Below are 16,004 nucleotides of genomic sequence, written 5' to 3' on the forward strand. Positions count from 1 at the left end.
ATCGCGTCGGGGTCCTTCTTTCTCAGGACGAGCCGAGCTCGTCGTCGAGCAGGTCGAAAAGCTCGTCATCTGTGACTGTTTCGAGGTCGTGGTCGTCATCGGCGGCACCGTCGCCCGACGCGTCCTGCGCGTCCTGCCACTTGGCCATCAGGGTCCGCAGTCGCATGGTCACGCGGTCCCGGTTGGCCCCGTCGACGGCCGTCTCGCCGGAGACGAGGTCGGCCAACGTGGCCTCCAGCCGGTCGAGTTCGTCGAACACGGACGGGCCTTCGGTGAGCGGCAGGGCGGTACGCAGGTGTTCGGCGAGTGCGGTGGGCGTCGGGTAGTCGAAGATCAGTGTGGCGGCGAGGCGCAGCCCGGTGGCGGCGCCCAGCCGGTTGCGTAGTTCCACGGCGGTCAGGGAGTCGAAGCCCAACTCCTTGAACGCGGCGTCCGGTTCGATCGCCGCCGCGCCGTCATGCCCCAGCACACCGGCTACCTGGGTGCGCACCAGGTCCAGCAGCATCCGGTCCCGCTCCGCGGCGGGTAGCCCGGCCAGCCGCTCGACGAGGCTGCTCGCCGCACCGGCCGCCGTGGCACCACCACCCGCCGTACGGCGGCGCGGGGTACGGATCAGCCCGCGCAGCAGCGGCGGTACGGCGCCCTGGGCGCGCAGACCGTCCAGGTCGAGTCGGGCGGCCAGCAGCAAGCCGTCGTTCAGCGCGCTGGCCACGTCGAACAACGTCAGGCCCTCGGCGGCCGAAAGCGCGGCCATACCGCCGCGGTTCATCCGGTCGAGGTCCGCCGTGTCGAGCTCACCGGCCATGCCCCCCTCATCGGCCCACAGACCCCAGGCCAACGAGACCGCGGGCAGACCCAACGCACGCCGATGCTGGGCAAGGGAGTCCAAGAACACATTGGCCGCGGCGTAGTTGCCCTGACCCGCGTTCCCGAACACACCCGCCGCCGAGGAGAACAACACGAACGCCGACAGATCACATCCACGCGTCAACTCATGCAGATTGACAGCCGCATCCACCTTCGGCCGCAACACCTCACTGACACGCTCCGCAGTCAACGACTCGATGACACCGTCATCCAGCACACCCGCGGTATGCACCACCGCCGTCAACGGACGCTCCGCCGGAACCGCCGCCAACGTCACCGCCAACGCATCCCGATCAGCCACATCACACGCCGCCCAAGTGACATGCGCACCCAACCCGGCCAAGTCCGCGCCCAGTTCAGCCGCACCCTCCGCCGCCGCACCCCGCCGACTCACCAGCAGCAGATGCCGCACATCGTGCTCGGCCACCAGATGCCGAGCGACAAGGCCACCCAGCGTGCCGGTCGCGCCGGTGACCAGCACCGTGCCGTCCGGGTCGAAGTCCGGCAGCGGCGTGTCCTCGACCGCCGCCACCCGGGCCAGCCGTGGCGCGTACACCGACCCGGCGCGCACGGCGAGTTGCGGCTCGTCGGACGCGTCCAGGGTCAGCGCGGCCGCCAGCTCCTGGAGCGAGGCGTCCTCACCGTCGAGGTCGATCAGCACGAACCGGCCGGGGTGCTCCGCCTGCGCCGAGCGCATCAGCCCCCAGACGGCGGAGTGCACCAGGTCGTCCACGTCCTCCTCGGCGTCAACGGCCACCGCACCACGTGTCACCACCGCGAGCCTGCTGTCGGCGAGGTCACCGGAGTCGAACCGCTCGTCGGCCAGCCACTCCCGCAGCAGCCCCAGCGCCTGACCGGTGGCCGCGTGTGTCGCTTCCGCGATGCCGTCGGAGACGGCGAGGTCTGGTACGTACGAGACGAACACGACGTCCGGCGCCGTGTCCCCGGCAGCCACCGCGTCGGCCAGCCCAGCCAGGTCCGGGTAGCCGGTTACCTGCCCGCCCGCCAGCTCAAGCGCGGCCCCCAGCTTGAGGTCGTCCCGGCCGACGACGGCCCAACGGCCGTGCTCGGCGGCGTCCGACGAGACAGTCAGCGGGGACCAGTCCATGCGGAACAGCGACTCGTGGTACCGGCTGCCCGTACGGGCCGCGGCAAGCTGGTCGGTGGCGAGCGGGCGCAGCACCAGCGAGTCCACCGAGAGCACCGGCTGGCCTGTCGCATCGGCCACCGCCACCGCCACCGCGTCCTGCCCGGCCGCCGACACCCGGACCCGCAGCGCCGAGGCGCCCTCCGCGTGCAGCCGCACGCCGTCCCAGGCGAACGGAAGGCGGGCACCGGTTGCGGCGTCGGCGAAGAAGTCACCGAGGCTGACCGCGTGCAGCGCGGCATCCAGCAGCGCCGGATGCAGACCGAACTCCCCTGCCTCGGCGTGCTGCTCCTCGCCCAGCGCGACTTCGGCGAACACCTCATCGTCGCGCCGCCAGGCGGCCTTCAGGCCCTGGAACAGCGGCCCGTAACCGAGGCCGATCTCGGCCAGGTCGTCGTAGAGACCGTCGACCTCCACCGGCTCCGCGTCGCTCGGCGGCCACTCCACCAGTGCGGTCGGCTGGCCCGACCCCGAGGTCAGTGCGCCGCTGGCGTGCCGGGTCCACGGCTCGTCGCCGTCGGCGTCCTGCGAACGGGAGTACAGGTGCAGCGCACGGCGCCCCGAGTCGTCCAGCTCGGCCACGGTAAGCCGCAGTTGAACCGCACCACGCTCCGGAAGCACCAGCGGCGCCTCCAGGGTCAGCTCGTCCAGAACGTCACAGCCAACCTGGTCCCCGGCCCGGATCGCCAACTCCACGAGCGCGGCACCGGGCACCAGCACCGTGCCGGACACGGTGTGATCGGCCAGCCAGGGATGGGTGTCGAGGCCGAGCCGCCCGGTGTACAAGAGCCCGTCGGAGTCAGGCAGTTCGACCGCCGCCCCCAACAGCGGGTGCCGTGCCTCACCGAGCCCGGCCGAGACCACATCACCGACCAGCCCAGCGGGCGCCTCCAGCCAGTAGCGCTGACGCTGGAAGGGGTACGTGGGGAGGTCCACGCGCCGGGCGCCGGTGCCGGCGAAGTAGGCGGCCCAGTCCACGGCCGCGCCGCGTACGTGGGCCTGGCCCAGGGCGAGGGCCAGCGTCTCGGCCTCGGGACGGCCGTTGCGGAGAGTGGGGGCGAACGCGGCGTCCTCGGGTCGCTCGACGCACTCCTGCGCCATCGCAGACAGCACACCGTCCGGACCCAGCTCCACGAACGTCGCCACACCCTGCGCTTCCAGGGCCCGGATCCCGTCGCAGAAGCGGACGGCCTCGCGCACGTGCCGGACCCAGAAGTCCGCAGTCCCGATCTCCTCGGCCGACACCACCGCACCGGTCAGATTGGAGACGATCGGGATACGCGGAGCCTCATAGGTCAGGCCCGAGGCCACCTCACGGAACGCCTCCAACATCCCGTCCATGTGCGACGAGTGGAACGCATGGCTCACGGTCAGCCGCTTCGTCTTACGACCCCGCGCCTCAAACCCAGCCGCGACCTCCACGACCGCAGCCTCATCACCCGCGATGACGATCGACGTCGACCCGTTGATCGCGGCGATACTCACACCGTCCACCAGCAGCGGAACAACCTCGTCCTCCGCCGCCTGGACCGCCACCATCGCCCCACCGCCAGGCAACTCCTGCATCAGACGGCCACGAGCCGCCACCAACACGCAGGCATCCTCCAGCGACAACACACCAGCCACATGCGCCGCAGCCAACTCACCAATCGAGTGCCCGGCCACGAAGTCAGGCCGCAGCCCCCACGACTCAACGAGCCGGAACAACGCCACCTCAACCGCGAACAACGCAGGCTGCGTGTAAGCCGTCTGGTCCAGCAGGCCGCCGTCGGCTCCGAAGATCACATCCCGCAGCGGTACTTCGAACCGTTCACACACCGCGTCCAACGCCTCGGCGAAGACCGGGTAGGTCGCGTACAGCTCCCGACCCATACCGATCCGCTGGCTGCCCTGACCGGTGAACAGGAACGCCGTCTGACCCGCCGAAGCAGTCCCCAGCACCACACCGGGGGAGGCGGCGCCCGCCGCCAAAGCCTCCAGTTCGCGCAGCAGCTCGGCCCGGTCGCTGGCGATCAGCGCCGCGCGTCGGTCCAGTGTTGCCCGCGTGGTCGCCAACGAGTGGGCCACATCAGCCAGTTCAAGGTTCTCGTCCTCCGCAACTCGCGACCGCAGCCGCTCCGCCTGCGCACGCAGCGCGTCCTCACTCTTGCCGGACACCACCAGGGGTAGTACCGGAAGCGTCACCGACCCACTCGGGTGTTCGTCCTCAGCGGTCGGTGCCTGCTCGATGATCGTGTGCGCGTTCGTTCCGCTGAAGCCGAACGAGGACACCGCGGCCCGACGCGGGCGCCCGGAGTCCGGCCACTCCCGTGCCTCGGTCAGCAACGACACGGCGCCCGCCGACCAGTCCACATGCGGCGACGGCTGATCAACGTGCAGCGTCCGCGGCAGCACACCGTGCCGCATCGCCATCACCATCTTGATCACACCGGCGACACCGGCCGCCGCCTGCGTGTGACCGAAGTTGGACTTGATGGAGCCCAACCACAACGGCTGGTCGGCAGTCCGCTCCTGGCCGTAAGTGGCGAGCAGCGCCTGTGCCTCGATCGGGTCGCCAAGGGTCGTACCGGTGCCGTGCGCCTCCACGACGTCCACCTCGGCGGCAGTGAGCCGAGCGTTCGCCAACGCCTGGCGAATCACCCGCTGCTGCGACGGACCGTTCGGCGCGGTCAAACCGTTGCTGGCACCGTCCTGGTTGATGGCACTGCCACGGACCACGGCCAGTACGGGGTGGCCGTTCTTCCGCGCGTCCGACAGCCGCTCCACCAGCAGCACGCCCGCGCCCTCGGACCACCCGGTGCCGTCCGCGTCCGCCGAGAACGCCTTGCAGCGGCCGTCCGCCGCGAGACCCCGCTGACGGCTGAACTCCACGAAGGGCGCCGGTGTCGCCATCACCGTCACGCCACCCGCCAGCGCCAGCTCGCACTCGCCGTTGCGCAGCGCCTGCACCGCCAGGTGCAGCGCCACCAGCGACGACGAGCATGCCGTGTCCACGGTGACGGCCGGGCCTTCAAGACCGAAGGTGTACGAGAGCCGGCCCGAGATCACGCTTGCCGCGTTTCCTGTGCCGAGGAAGCCCTCGACGCCCTCCGGAAGCACCGGCAGCCGTGAGGCGTAGTCGTGGTACATCACGCCCGCGAACACACCGGTACGGCTACCGCGCAGCGACGCCGGGTCGATCCCGGCCCGCTCGAACGCCTCCCAGGACGTCTCCAGCAAAAGGCGTTGCTGCGGGTCCATCGCCACGGCCTCGCGCGGCGAAATGCCGAAGAACGCCGGATCGAAACCTGCCGCGTCGTCGACGAAGCCGCCCTCGCGGGCGTAGCTGGTGCCGGTGCGGTCCGGGTCCGCGTCGTAGAGCGCGTCCAGGTTCCAGCCGCGGTCGGTGGGGAACGCCCCGATGGCGTCCTGGCCGTCCATCACCAGCCGCCACAGGTCTTCAGGGGTCTCCACACCACCGGGGTAGCGGCAGCCCAGGCCGACGATGGCGATCGGCTCGTCGTCGGCCGCGACGACCGTCACGGCGTTGCCGGACGCTGCCGGGGCCGCGCCCAGTACTTCGGTGCGCAGGAACTCGGCCAGCACCTTCGGGGTCGGGTAGTCGAAGACCAATGTGGCGGGCAGCCGGAGATCGGTGGCGGCGCCCAGCCGGTTGCGCAGCTCGACCGCGCTCAGCGAGTCAAAGCCCAACTCACGGAACGAGCGGTCGGGCCCGACCTCGTCGGCGCCCGAGTAACCCAGCACGGCCGCGACCTGGGTACGCACCAGCGCCAGCAGTTCGGCGTTCTGCTCGGCTGTCGGCAGGGCAGCGAGCCGCCGCGCCAGCGAGCCGTTGCGTTCCGCACTCTGCGCGGCGGTCCTACGCGCGGTCGTACCGGCCAGTGCGCGCAGCAACGGCGGTACGGCGGCGCCGCCGCGAAGTGCGGCGGTGTCCAGGCGCAGGGGGACGAGGAGAGCTTCGTCGGCCAAACCGTGTGCGGCGTCGAAAAGTTCAAGGCCCTCTGCGGTGCTGAGGGCGGAGACGCCGCCGCGGTTCATCCGGTCGAGGTCCGCCGTGTCGAGCTCACCGGCCATGCCCCCCTCATCGGCCCACAGACCCCAGGCCAACGAGACCGCGGGCAGACCCAACGCACGCCGATGCTGGGCAAGGGAGTCCAAGAACACATTGGCCGCGGCGTAGTTGCCCTGACCCGCGTTCCCGAACACACCCGCCGCCGAGGAGAACAACACGAACGCCGACAGATCACACTCACGCGTCAACTCATGCAGATTGACAGCCGCATCCACCTTCGGCCGCAACACCTCACTGACACGCTCCGCAGTCAACGACTCGATGACACCGTCATCCAGCACACCCGCGGTATGCACCACCGCCGTCAACGGACGCTCCGCCGGAACCGCCGCCAACGTCACCGCCAACGCATCCCGATCAGCCACATCACACGCCGCCCAAGTGACATGCGCACCCAACCCGGCCAACTCCGCGCCCAGTTCAGCCGCACCCTCCGCCGCCGCACCCCGCCGACTCACCAGCAGCAGATGCCGCACATCGTGCTCGGCCACCAGATGCCGAGCGACAAGGCCACCCAGCGTGCCGGTCGCGCCGGTGACCAGCACCGTGCCGTCGGTGTCATACGGCCGTACCCCGGTGTCACCAGCAGCGGTGACCCGGGCCAGCCTCGGGGTCAGTACGCGACCGTCGCGAACGGCCAACTCCTGCTCCGGCAGGCCCAGCAGCGCGGGATCCAGCTTCGACACGGACGGGTCGAGGTCCACCAGGACGAACCGGCCCGGGTTCTCCGACTGCGCCGAACGCACCAGACCCCGTACCGCCGCACCCGCAAGGTCCTCCGGACCGCGCGTGAGGAACACCAGCCGCGACGCGGCGAACCGCTCGTCCGCCAGCCACTCCTGGAGCAACACCAAAGCCAGCCGCGTCGCCGCATGCACATCCGCGACCGAAGCCGCCGCGGCCGACGTCAGACCGTCGACAACCACGTTGGCCGGCACCGGAGTCGCCAGCGCAGCCAGCCCCTCGGCCCCAAGCGACACACACGCCGGCCGCTCGGCCGCCTCCGGCACCGTCAGCTCGGCCCACTCCACCCGGAACAGCGACTCATGCCGGACCTGCCGCACCTGCTCAGCGGAGACACCACGCAGCACCAGCGACCCAACCGACGCCACCGGCTGCCCGGTCCCGTCAGCCACCGCCAACGACACCGCGTCCTGCCCGGCCGCAGCCAACCGCACCCGCAGCACCGAAGCACCCACGGCATGCAACGACACACCACTCCAGGCAAACGGCAACCGCGCCCCAACCTCAGCGAAGAAGCCGCCCAAACCCACCGCGTGCAAAGCGGAGTCCAACAACGCCGGATGCAGACCATACGAACCAGCCCGCGACCGCTGCTCCTCCCCCAACTCGACCTCGGCGAAGACCTCTTCACCCCGACGCCAAACAGCACTCAACCCACGGAAGACCGGACCGTACGACAACCCGGCAGCCGCCAACCCCTCGTAAAGGCCCTCAACACTGACCGCCTCCGCACCAGCCGGGGGCCACACCGCCAGGTCGAACTCCGGCACTCGCCCAGCAACAGCCAACACACCACTGGCATGCCGCACCCACGGCTCATCAACAGCAGCGTCCTCGAACCGCGAGTACAGCGTCACCTCGCGGCGTCCGGAGCCATCCGGCGCGCCGAGTACCAGCTGTATGCGGACCGCGCCGTTCTCGGGCAGCGTGAGCGGCGCTTCTAGGGTGAGTTCCTCCAGGTGGTCACAGCCAACCTGGTCTCCGGCGTACGTGACGAGTTCCACGAACGCCGTGCCGGGCAGCAGCACCGTGTCCAGCACGGCGTGATCCGCCAGCCACGGGTGGGTGCGCAGCGACAACCTGCCCGTGAACACCAGAGCATCGTCGTCCGCCAGCGAGACCGAGGCCCCCAACAGCGGATGATCGGCCGCCACCAGACCGAGCCCGACCGCATCACCGGCGCTCGGCCCCTCAGCCGGGCGAGGCCAGTAGGCGCGGCGCTGGAAGGCATAGGTGGGCAGCTCCACGCGGCGGGCGCCGGTGCCCGCGAAGTACGCCTGCCAGTCAACGGGCACGCCGTTGACGTGGGCCTGCCCCAGGGCGATGGTGAGGGTTTCCGGCTCGGGACGGCCGTTGCGCAGTACGGGGACGAACGCGGCGTCCTCGGGCCGCTCGACGCACTCCTGCGCCATCGCAGACAGCACACCGTCCGGACCCAGCTCCACGAACGTCGCCACACCCTGCGCTTCCAGGGCCCGGATCCCGTCGCAGAAGCGGACGGCCTCGCGCACGTGCCGAACCCAGAAGTCCGCAGCCCCGATCTCCTCGGCCGACACCACCGCACCGGTCAGATTGGAGACGATCGGAACGCGGGGAGCCTCATAGGTCAGGCCCGACGCCACCTCACGGAACGCCTCCAACATCCCGTCCATGTGCGACGAGTGGAACGCATGGCTCACGGTCAGCCGCTTGGTCTTACGACCCCGCGCCTCAAACCCAGCCGCGACCTCCAGGACCGCAGCCTCATCACCCGCTATCACCACCGACGTCGGCCCGTTGATCGCGGCGATGCTCACACCGTCCACCAGCAGCGGAACAACCTCGTCCTCCGCCGCCTGGACCGCCACCATCGCCCCACCGCCAGGCAACTCCTGCATCAGGCGACCGCGAGCCGCCACCAACGTGCAGGCGTCCTCCAGCGACAACACACCAGCCACATGCGCCGCAGCCAACTCACCAATCGAGTGCCCGGCCACGAAGTCAGGCCGCAGCCCCCACGACTCAACGAGCCGGAACAACGCCACCTCAACCGCGAACAACGCAGGCTGCGTGTAAGCCGTCTGGTCCAGCAGGCCGCCGTCGGCTCCGAAGATCACATCCCGCAGCGGTACTTCGAACCGTTCACACACCGCGTCCAAGGCCTCGGCGAAGACCGGGTAGGTCGCGTACAGCTCCCGGCCCATACCGATCCGCTGGCTGCCCTGACCGGTGAACAGGAACGCGAGCTTGCCCCGGCCGTCTCCCGTACCCCGGACCACGCCAGAGGCGGTGGCACCCGCTGCCAACGCCTCCAGTCCGCGCAGCAGCTCGGGCCGGTCGCTGATGGTCAGCGCCGCCCGGTGCTCCAACGCCGAGCGCGTCGTCGCCAACGAGTAGGCGATGTCCAGCAGTTCCAGGTCATCGTCCGCCGCAACCAGGGAGCGCAGCCGCTCCGCCTGCCCGCGCAGGGCCTCCTCGGTCTTACCGGACAGCACCAACGGCAGCACCGGCAGCGTGACCGCCGCATCAGTGCGGTCGGTCTCAGCGGTCGGTGCCTGCTCGATGATCGTGTGCGCGTTCGTTCCGCTGATGCCGAACGAGGACACCGCGGCCCGGCGTGGACGCCCGGTCTCCGGCCACTCACGTGTTTCGGTCAGCAAGGACACCGCGCCCGCCGACCAGTCCACATGCGACGAGGGCTGATCGGCATGCAGCGTCCGCGGCAGCACACCGTGCCGCATCGCCATCACCATCTTGATCACACCGGCGACACCGGCCGCCGCCTGCGTGTGACCGAAGTTGGACTTGATGGAGCCCAACCACAACGGCTGGTCCGCGGTGTGATCCTGCCCGTAGGTGGCGAGCAGCGCCTGCGCCTCGATCGGGTCGCCCAGCGTGGTGCCCGTACCGTGCGCCTCCACGACGTCCACCTCGGCGGCGGTGAGCCGAGCGTTCGCCAACGCCTGGCGAATCACCCGCTGCTGCGACGGACCGTTCGGCGCGGTCAAACCGTTGCTGGCACCGTCCTGGTTGATGGCGCTACCACGCACGACCGCCAGCACCGGATGCCCGTTACGGCGCGCGTCCGACAGCCGCTCCACCAACAGCATGCCGACGCCCTCGGACCATCCCGTGCCGTCCGCGTCCGCCGAGAACGCCTTGCAGCGGCCGTCCGCCGCAAGACCCCGCTGACGGCTGAAGCCGACGAAGGTGCCGGGGGTGGCCATGACGGTGACGCCACCGGCCAGCGCCAGCTCGCACTCGCCGTTGCGCAGCGCCTGCACCGCCAGATGCAGCGCCACCAGCGATGACGAGCAGGCGGTGTCGATGGTCACCGCCGGGCCTTCCAGGCCGAAGGTGTACGACACCCGGCCCGAGGCGATGCTTCCGGTGCTGCCGGAGCCCAGTGAGCCCTCGACCGCGTCGGGGGTGTTCTCCAGGACCGCCGCGTAGTCGTGGTACATCACGCCCGCGAACACACCTGTACGGCTGCCGCGCAGCGTCGCCGGGTCGATCCCGGCCCGCTCGAACGCCTCCCAGGTGGTTTCCAGCAGCAGCCGCTGTTGGGGGTCGGTGGCCAATGCCTCGCGCGGGCTGATCCCGAAGAACGTGGGGTCGAAGTCGCCCGCGTCGTGCAGGAAGCCACCCTCGCGGGTGTAGCTGGTGCCCGGGTTGTCGGGGTCCGGGTGGTAGAGCGAGTCAACATCCCAGCCGCGGTTGGTCGGGAACGTGCTGATCCCGTCCCGCCCCTCGGCCACCGCCTGCCACAGTTCCTCGGGCGTGGCCACGCCGCCGGGGAAGCGGCAGCTCATCGCCACGATGGCGATCGGCTCGTCGTCGGCCGCGCCCGCGGCCGTCACCATGGCGCCCGGTGTGCCCTGCGCGCCGGTGATCTCGGCGTGCAGGTGGCGGGCGAGTACGAGGGAGGTGGGATGGTCGAAGATCAGTGTGGCGGGCAGCCGCATGCCGGTCTCGGCACCGAGCCTGTTGCGCAGCTCGACCGCGGTCAGCGAGTCGAAGCCCAACTCCTTGAAGGCACGGTCTGGTTCGACGGCGTGCGTGGAGTCATGGCCGAGCACGGCCGCGACGTGCGTACGCACCAGGTCGAGCAGTACGCGTTCCTGCTCGACCTCGGTGAGGCCGAGCAGGCTCTGCGCCAGTGCCGACCGGCCCGCCGCCTCCGCCGCCCGCCGGGCCGGGACGCGGACCAGGCCGCGCAGCAGCGGCGGTACCGCACCGGTGGTGGCGTTGGCCCGCAGGGTGGCGAGGTCGAGTCTGGTCGGCACGAGCAACGCTTCGCCCAAGCCGACGGCCGAGTCGAGGAGTTGGCGGCCTTCGTCGGCTGACAGGCCCTGGACTCCACTGCGGTTCATCCGGCTGACGTCGGCCTCGTCCAGGCCGCCCGCCATACCGCCGTCCGTGTCCCACAGCCCCCAGGCCAGCGACACGGCGGGCAGGCCCTGGGCGCGGCGGTGGTGCGCCAGGGCGTCCAGGAAGGTGTTGGCGGCGGCGTAGTTGGCCTGGCCGGGACTGCCGAACACACCGGCGGCCGAGGAGAACAGCACGAACGCCGACAGATCGTGTTCGCGTGTCAGCTCATGCAGGTTGAGTGCCGCGTCTGCCTTCGGGCGCAGGACGTTCCTGACGCGCTCCGGGGTCAGTGACTCGATGACTCCGTCGTCCAGCACACCAGCGGTGTGGATCACCGCGGTCAGCGGATGCTCGGCCGGGATCGCGGCCAGCACATCTGCCAGCGCGGTGCGGTCGGCCGCGTCACACGCAGCCCAGGTGACGTGTGCACCCAACGCGGTAAGTTCGGCGCCCAGTTCGGCGGCGCCATCCGCCGTGGAACCCCGGCGGCTGACCAGCAGCAGGTGCCGTACATGGTGCTCGGTCACCAGATGCCGGGCGACAAGACCGCCCAGCGTGCCGGTCGCGCCGGTGATCAGGACAGTGCCGCCGGTGCCGTACGGCCGCACGCCGGTGTCGCCACCAGCGGTGACCCGGGCCAGCCGGGGCGCGCGCAGGGCGCCGTCGCGTACGGCGACTTCCGGTTCCCCGGACGCGCACGCGGCTGGGAGCGACGTGCCGGGGCCGTCCAGGTCGACCAGTACGAAGCGGTCGGGGTGCTCCGACTGGGCCGAGCGCACCAGGCCCCAAACCGCCGCACGAGTCAGGTCGTTGACCGTCTCGTCGGCTGCGACGGCCACCGCGCCATGGGTGACGAACACCAGCCGCGAGTCGGCGAGGCGCTCTGCTGTCAGCCAGGAACGCACCAGGTCAAGTGCCCGCTCGGTCGCCACCGCGACCGACTCCGCGCTGGTGGCGCAGGCGGTGTGGGGCACCAGGACCACATCGGGGACCGCCGCCGAGCCGGTTTCCAGGGCCTCCAGCAACTCGTCCAGGTCCGCGTACCGCTGGAGCGGAAGCCCGGCCGCCAACTCCGCGTGGTCCCTGCCGAGCACCGCCCACGGACCTGCGGGAATCGCCTGCGGCGTGGGGACGTTGGTCCACTCCACCCGGAACAGCGACTCATGCCGGACCTGCCGCACCTGCTCAGCGGAGACACCACGCAGCACCAGCGACGCAACCGACGCCACCGGCTGCCCGGTCCCGTCAGCCACCGCCAACGACACCGCGTCCTGCCCGGCCGCAGCCAACCGCACCCGCAGCACCGAAGCACCCACGGCATGCAACGACACACCACTCCAGGCAAACGGCAACCGCGCCCCAACCTCAGCGAAGAAGCCGCCCAAACCCACCGCGTGCAAAGCGGAGTCCAACAACGCCGGATGCAGACCATACGAACCAGCCCGCGACCGCTGCTCCTCCCCCAACTCGACCTCGGCGAAGACCTCTTCACCCCGACGCCAAACAGCACTCAACCCACGGAAGACCGGACCGTACGACAACCCGGCAGCCGCCAACCCCTCGTAAAGGCCCTCAACACTGACCGCCTCCGCACCAGCCGGGGGCCACACCGCCAGGTCGAACTCCGGCACTCGCCCAGCAACAGCCAACACACCACTGGCATGCCGCACCCACGGCTCATCAACAGCAGCGTCCTCGAACCGCGAGTAGACGGACAGCGAGCGACAGCCGGTGTCGTCCGGCGCGCCAAGCCACAGTTGGAGCTGCACGCCTCCGGTCGCCGGGAGGGTCAGCGGTGCTTCGAGGGTGAGTTCTTCCAGATGGTCGCAGCCCACCTGGTCGCCGGCCCGGATCGCCAACTCGACGAACGCCGTGCCGGGCAGCAGGACCGTGTCCAGCACGGCGTGATCCGCCAGCCACGGGTGGGTGTCCAGGGCCAGGCGGCCGGTGTAGAGGAAACCGTCGGTGTCGGCGAGCGCCACGGCCGCGCCGAGCAGCGGGTGGTCGGCCGCACCGAGCCCGGCCGCCGTCACGTCACCGGTCGGATAGCCAGCGTCAAGCCAGTACGTTTCACGCTGGAAGGCGTACGTCGGCAGGTCAACGCGCTGTACCCCGGTACCGGCGAAAACCTCCTCCCACGCCAACCGCACACCGCGCACGTGCGCCTCGGCCATTGCGGTGGCGAGCGCCTCGCCCTCCGGGCGGCCCTTGCGCAGTACGGGGACGAACGCGGCGTCCTCGGGTCGCTCGACGCACTCCTGCGCCATCGCAGACAGCACACCGTCCGGACCCAGCTCCACGAACGTCGCCACACCCTCGGCCTCCAGGGCCCGGATCCCGTCGCAGAAGCGGACGGCCACGCGCACGTGCCGAACCCAGAAGTCCGCAGCCCCGATCTCCTCGGCCGACACCACCGCACCGGTCAGATTGGAGACGATCGGGATACGCGGAGCCTCGTAGGTCAGGCCCGACGCCACCTCACGGAACGCCTCCAACATCCCGTCCATGTGCGACGAGTGGAACGCATGGCTGACGGTCAGCCGCTTGGTCTTACGACCCCGCGCCTCAAACCCAGCCGCGATCTCCACGACCGCAGCCTCATCACCCGCTATGACGATCGACGTCGGCCCGTTGATCGCGGCGATACTCACACCGTCCACCAGCAGCGGAACAACCTCGTCCTCCGCCGCCTGGACCGCCACCATCGCCCCACCGCCCGGCAACTCCTGCATCAGACGGCCACGAGCCGCCACCAACACGCAGGCATCATCCAGCGACAACACACCAGCCACATGCGCCGCAGCCAACTCACCAATCGAGTGCCCGGCCACGAAGTCAGGCTGCAGACCCCACGACTCAACGAGCCGGAACAGCGCCACCTCAACCGCGAACAACGCAGGCTGCGTGTAAGCGGTCTCGTCCAGCAACGCACCGTCGTCGCCGAACACCACATCCCTGAGCGGAAGTTCGAACCGCTCGAACACCTCGTCCAACGCCTCGGCGAAGACGGGATAGGTCGCGTACAGCTCCCGACCCATCCCGATCCGCTGGCTGCCCTGACCGGTGAACAGGAACGCGAGCTTGCCGCCCTTGGTCCTGCCCTCGGTCAGCCCCGCTGCCGGGCGGCCGTTGGCCAGTGCCTCCAGACCGGCCAGGAAGCCGTCCCGCTCCCCCGCCACAACCACCGCGCGGTGCTCGAACGCAGCCCGGCCGGTGGCCAGCGAGAACGCCACATCCGTGGTGGCCACCTCGGGGTGTGCGGTCACATGGGCCAGCAGCCGCTGTGCCTGTTCCCGCAGCGCCGCCTGGGTCTTCGCCGACAGCGTCCAGACCGGCAGCGCGGCGCGCGGCGGCGCGGCGGCGGATGTCTCCTCGGCCTCCTCGACCGGTGCCTGCTCCAGCACCGTGTGGGCATTGGTCCCGCTGATCCCGAACGAGGACACCGCGGCCCGCCGGGGGCGGCCGGTCTCCGGCCACTGCCGGGCCTCGGTGAGCAGGGACACCGCGCCCTTGGTCCAGTCGACGTTGTGCGAGGGCTCGTCGACGTGCAGGGTCTTCGGCAGGATGCCGTGCCGCATCGCCATGACCATCTTGATGATCCCGGCGACGCCCGCGGCGGCCTGTGTGTGGCCGACGTTGGACTTGATCGAGCCGAGCCACAGCGGCTGGTCCTCGGGCCGTCCCTGGCCGTAGGTGGCCAGCAGCGCCTGCGCCTCGATCGGGTCGCCGAGCGTGGTGCCGGTGCCGTGCGCCTCCACCACGTCGATGTGGGTGGTGGAAAGCCGTGCGCTGGCGAGCGCCTGGCGGATGACGCGCTGCTGCGAGGGGCCGTTGGGTGCGGTCAGTCCGCTGCTGGCGCCGTCCTGGTTGATGGCACTGCCGCGGACCAGCGCGAGGACCTGGTGGCCGTTCTTGCGGGCGTCGGACAGCCGCTCAAGCAGCAGCATGCCCGCGCCCTCGCCCCAACCGGTGCCGTCGGCGGCCTGTGCGAAGGACTTGCAGCGGCCGTCGAGAGCCAGTCCGCGCTGGCGGCTGAACTCGGTGAAGGTGCCCGGGGTGGACATGACGGTGACACCGCCGGCGAGGGCCAGCGTGCACTCGCCGCTGCGCAGCGCCTGTGCGGCCAGGTGTACGGCGACCAGGGAGGAGGAGCAGGCGGTGTCGACGGTCACCGCCGGGCCTTCCAGGCCGAAGGTGTACGCCACCCGGCCCGAGGCGATGCTTCCTGAACTGCCGTTGCCGAGGAAGCCCTCGACCTCCTCAGGGGCGGTGTACAGCCGGGCGGCGTAGTCGTGGTACATCAGGCCCGCGAAGACACCGGTACGGCTGCCGCGCAGCGTCGCCGGGTCGATCCCGGCCCGCTCGAACGCCTCCCAGGAGGTTTCCAGCAGCAGCCGCTGCTGCGGGTCCATCGCCAGCGCCTCACGCGGCGAGATGCCGAAGAACGCCGGATCGAACTCGGCGGCGTCGCGCAGGAAGCCGCCCTCGCGGCGGTAGGGCGTGGTGCTGCCGTCGGCGTCCGGCTCCGGGTCGTACAGCACGTCGGTGCCCCAGCCGCGGTCCTCCGGATAGCCGGAGACGGCGTCACCGCCACGTGCGACGAGCTGCCACAGATCTTCGGGGGAGCGCACGTCTCCCGGGTAGCGGCAGCTCATCGCCACGATGGCGATGGGCTCCTGGTCGCGTTCCTCCACCTCGCGCAGTCGTCGGCGAGTCTCGCGCAGATCGGTCGTCGCCCGCTTGAGGTAATCGAGGTACTTCTCCTCGTTCACCATTTACGCCGTCCCAGTGGTGAGAGTGGTGGGAATTGCGCGAGCCGGAAAG

The 16,004-nt window shown here is 70.5% G+C and carries 1 protein-coding gene; it reads right to left on the reverse strand.

The window, feature by feature from the left end; genetic code table 11:
• Positions 1–22: 22 nt before the first annotated feature.
• On the reverse strand, positions 23–15,955 hold the full coding sequence (locus P3G67_RS19145; protein ID WP_276094523.1) for a type I polyketide synthase: 15,933 nt from the start codon (positions 15,953–15,955) through the stop codon (positions 23–25).
• Positions 15,956–16,004: the final 49 nt, after the last annotated feature.

This window comes from Streptomyces silvisoli (assembly GCF_029269905.1).
GTDB classification, from domain to species: domain Bacteria; phylum Actinomycetota; class Actinomycetes; order Streptomycetales; family Streptomycetaceae; genus Streptantibioticus_A; species Streptantibioticus_A silvisoli_A.

Coding starts and splice junctions, on each gene's coding strand:
- P3G67_RS19145 (WP_276094523.1), bottom strand. CDS start 15,955: ATGGTGAACGAGGAGAAGTACCTCGATTACCTCAAGCGGGCGACGACC.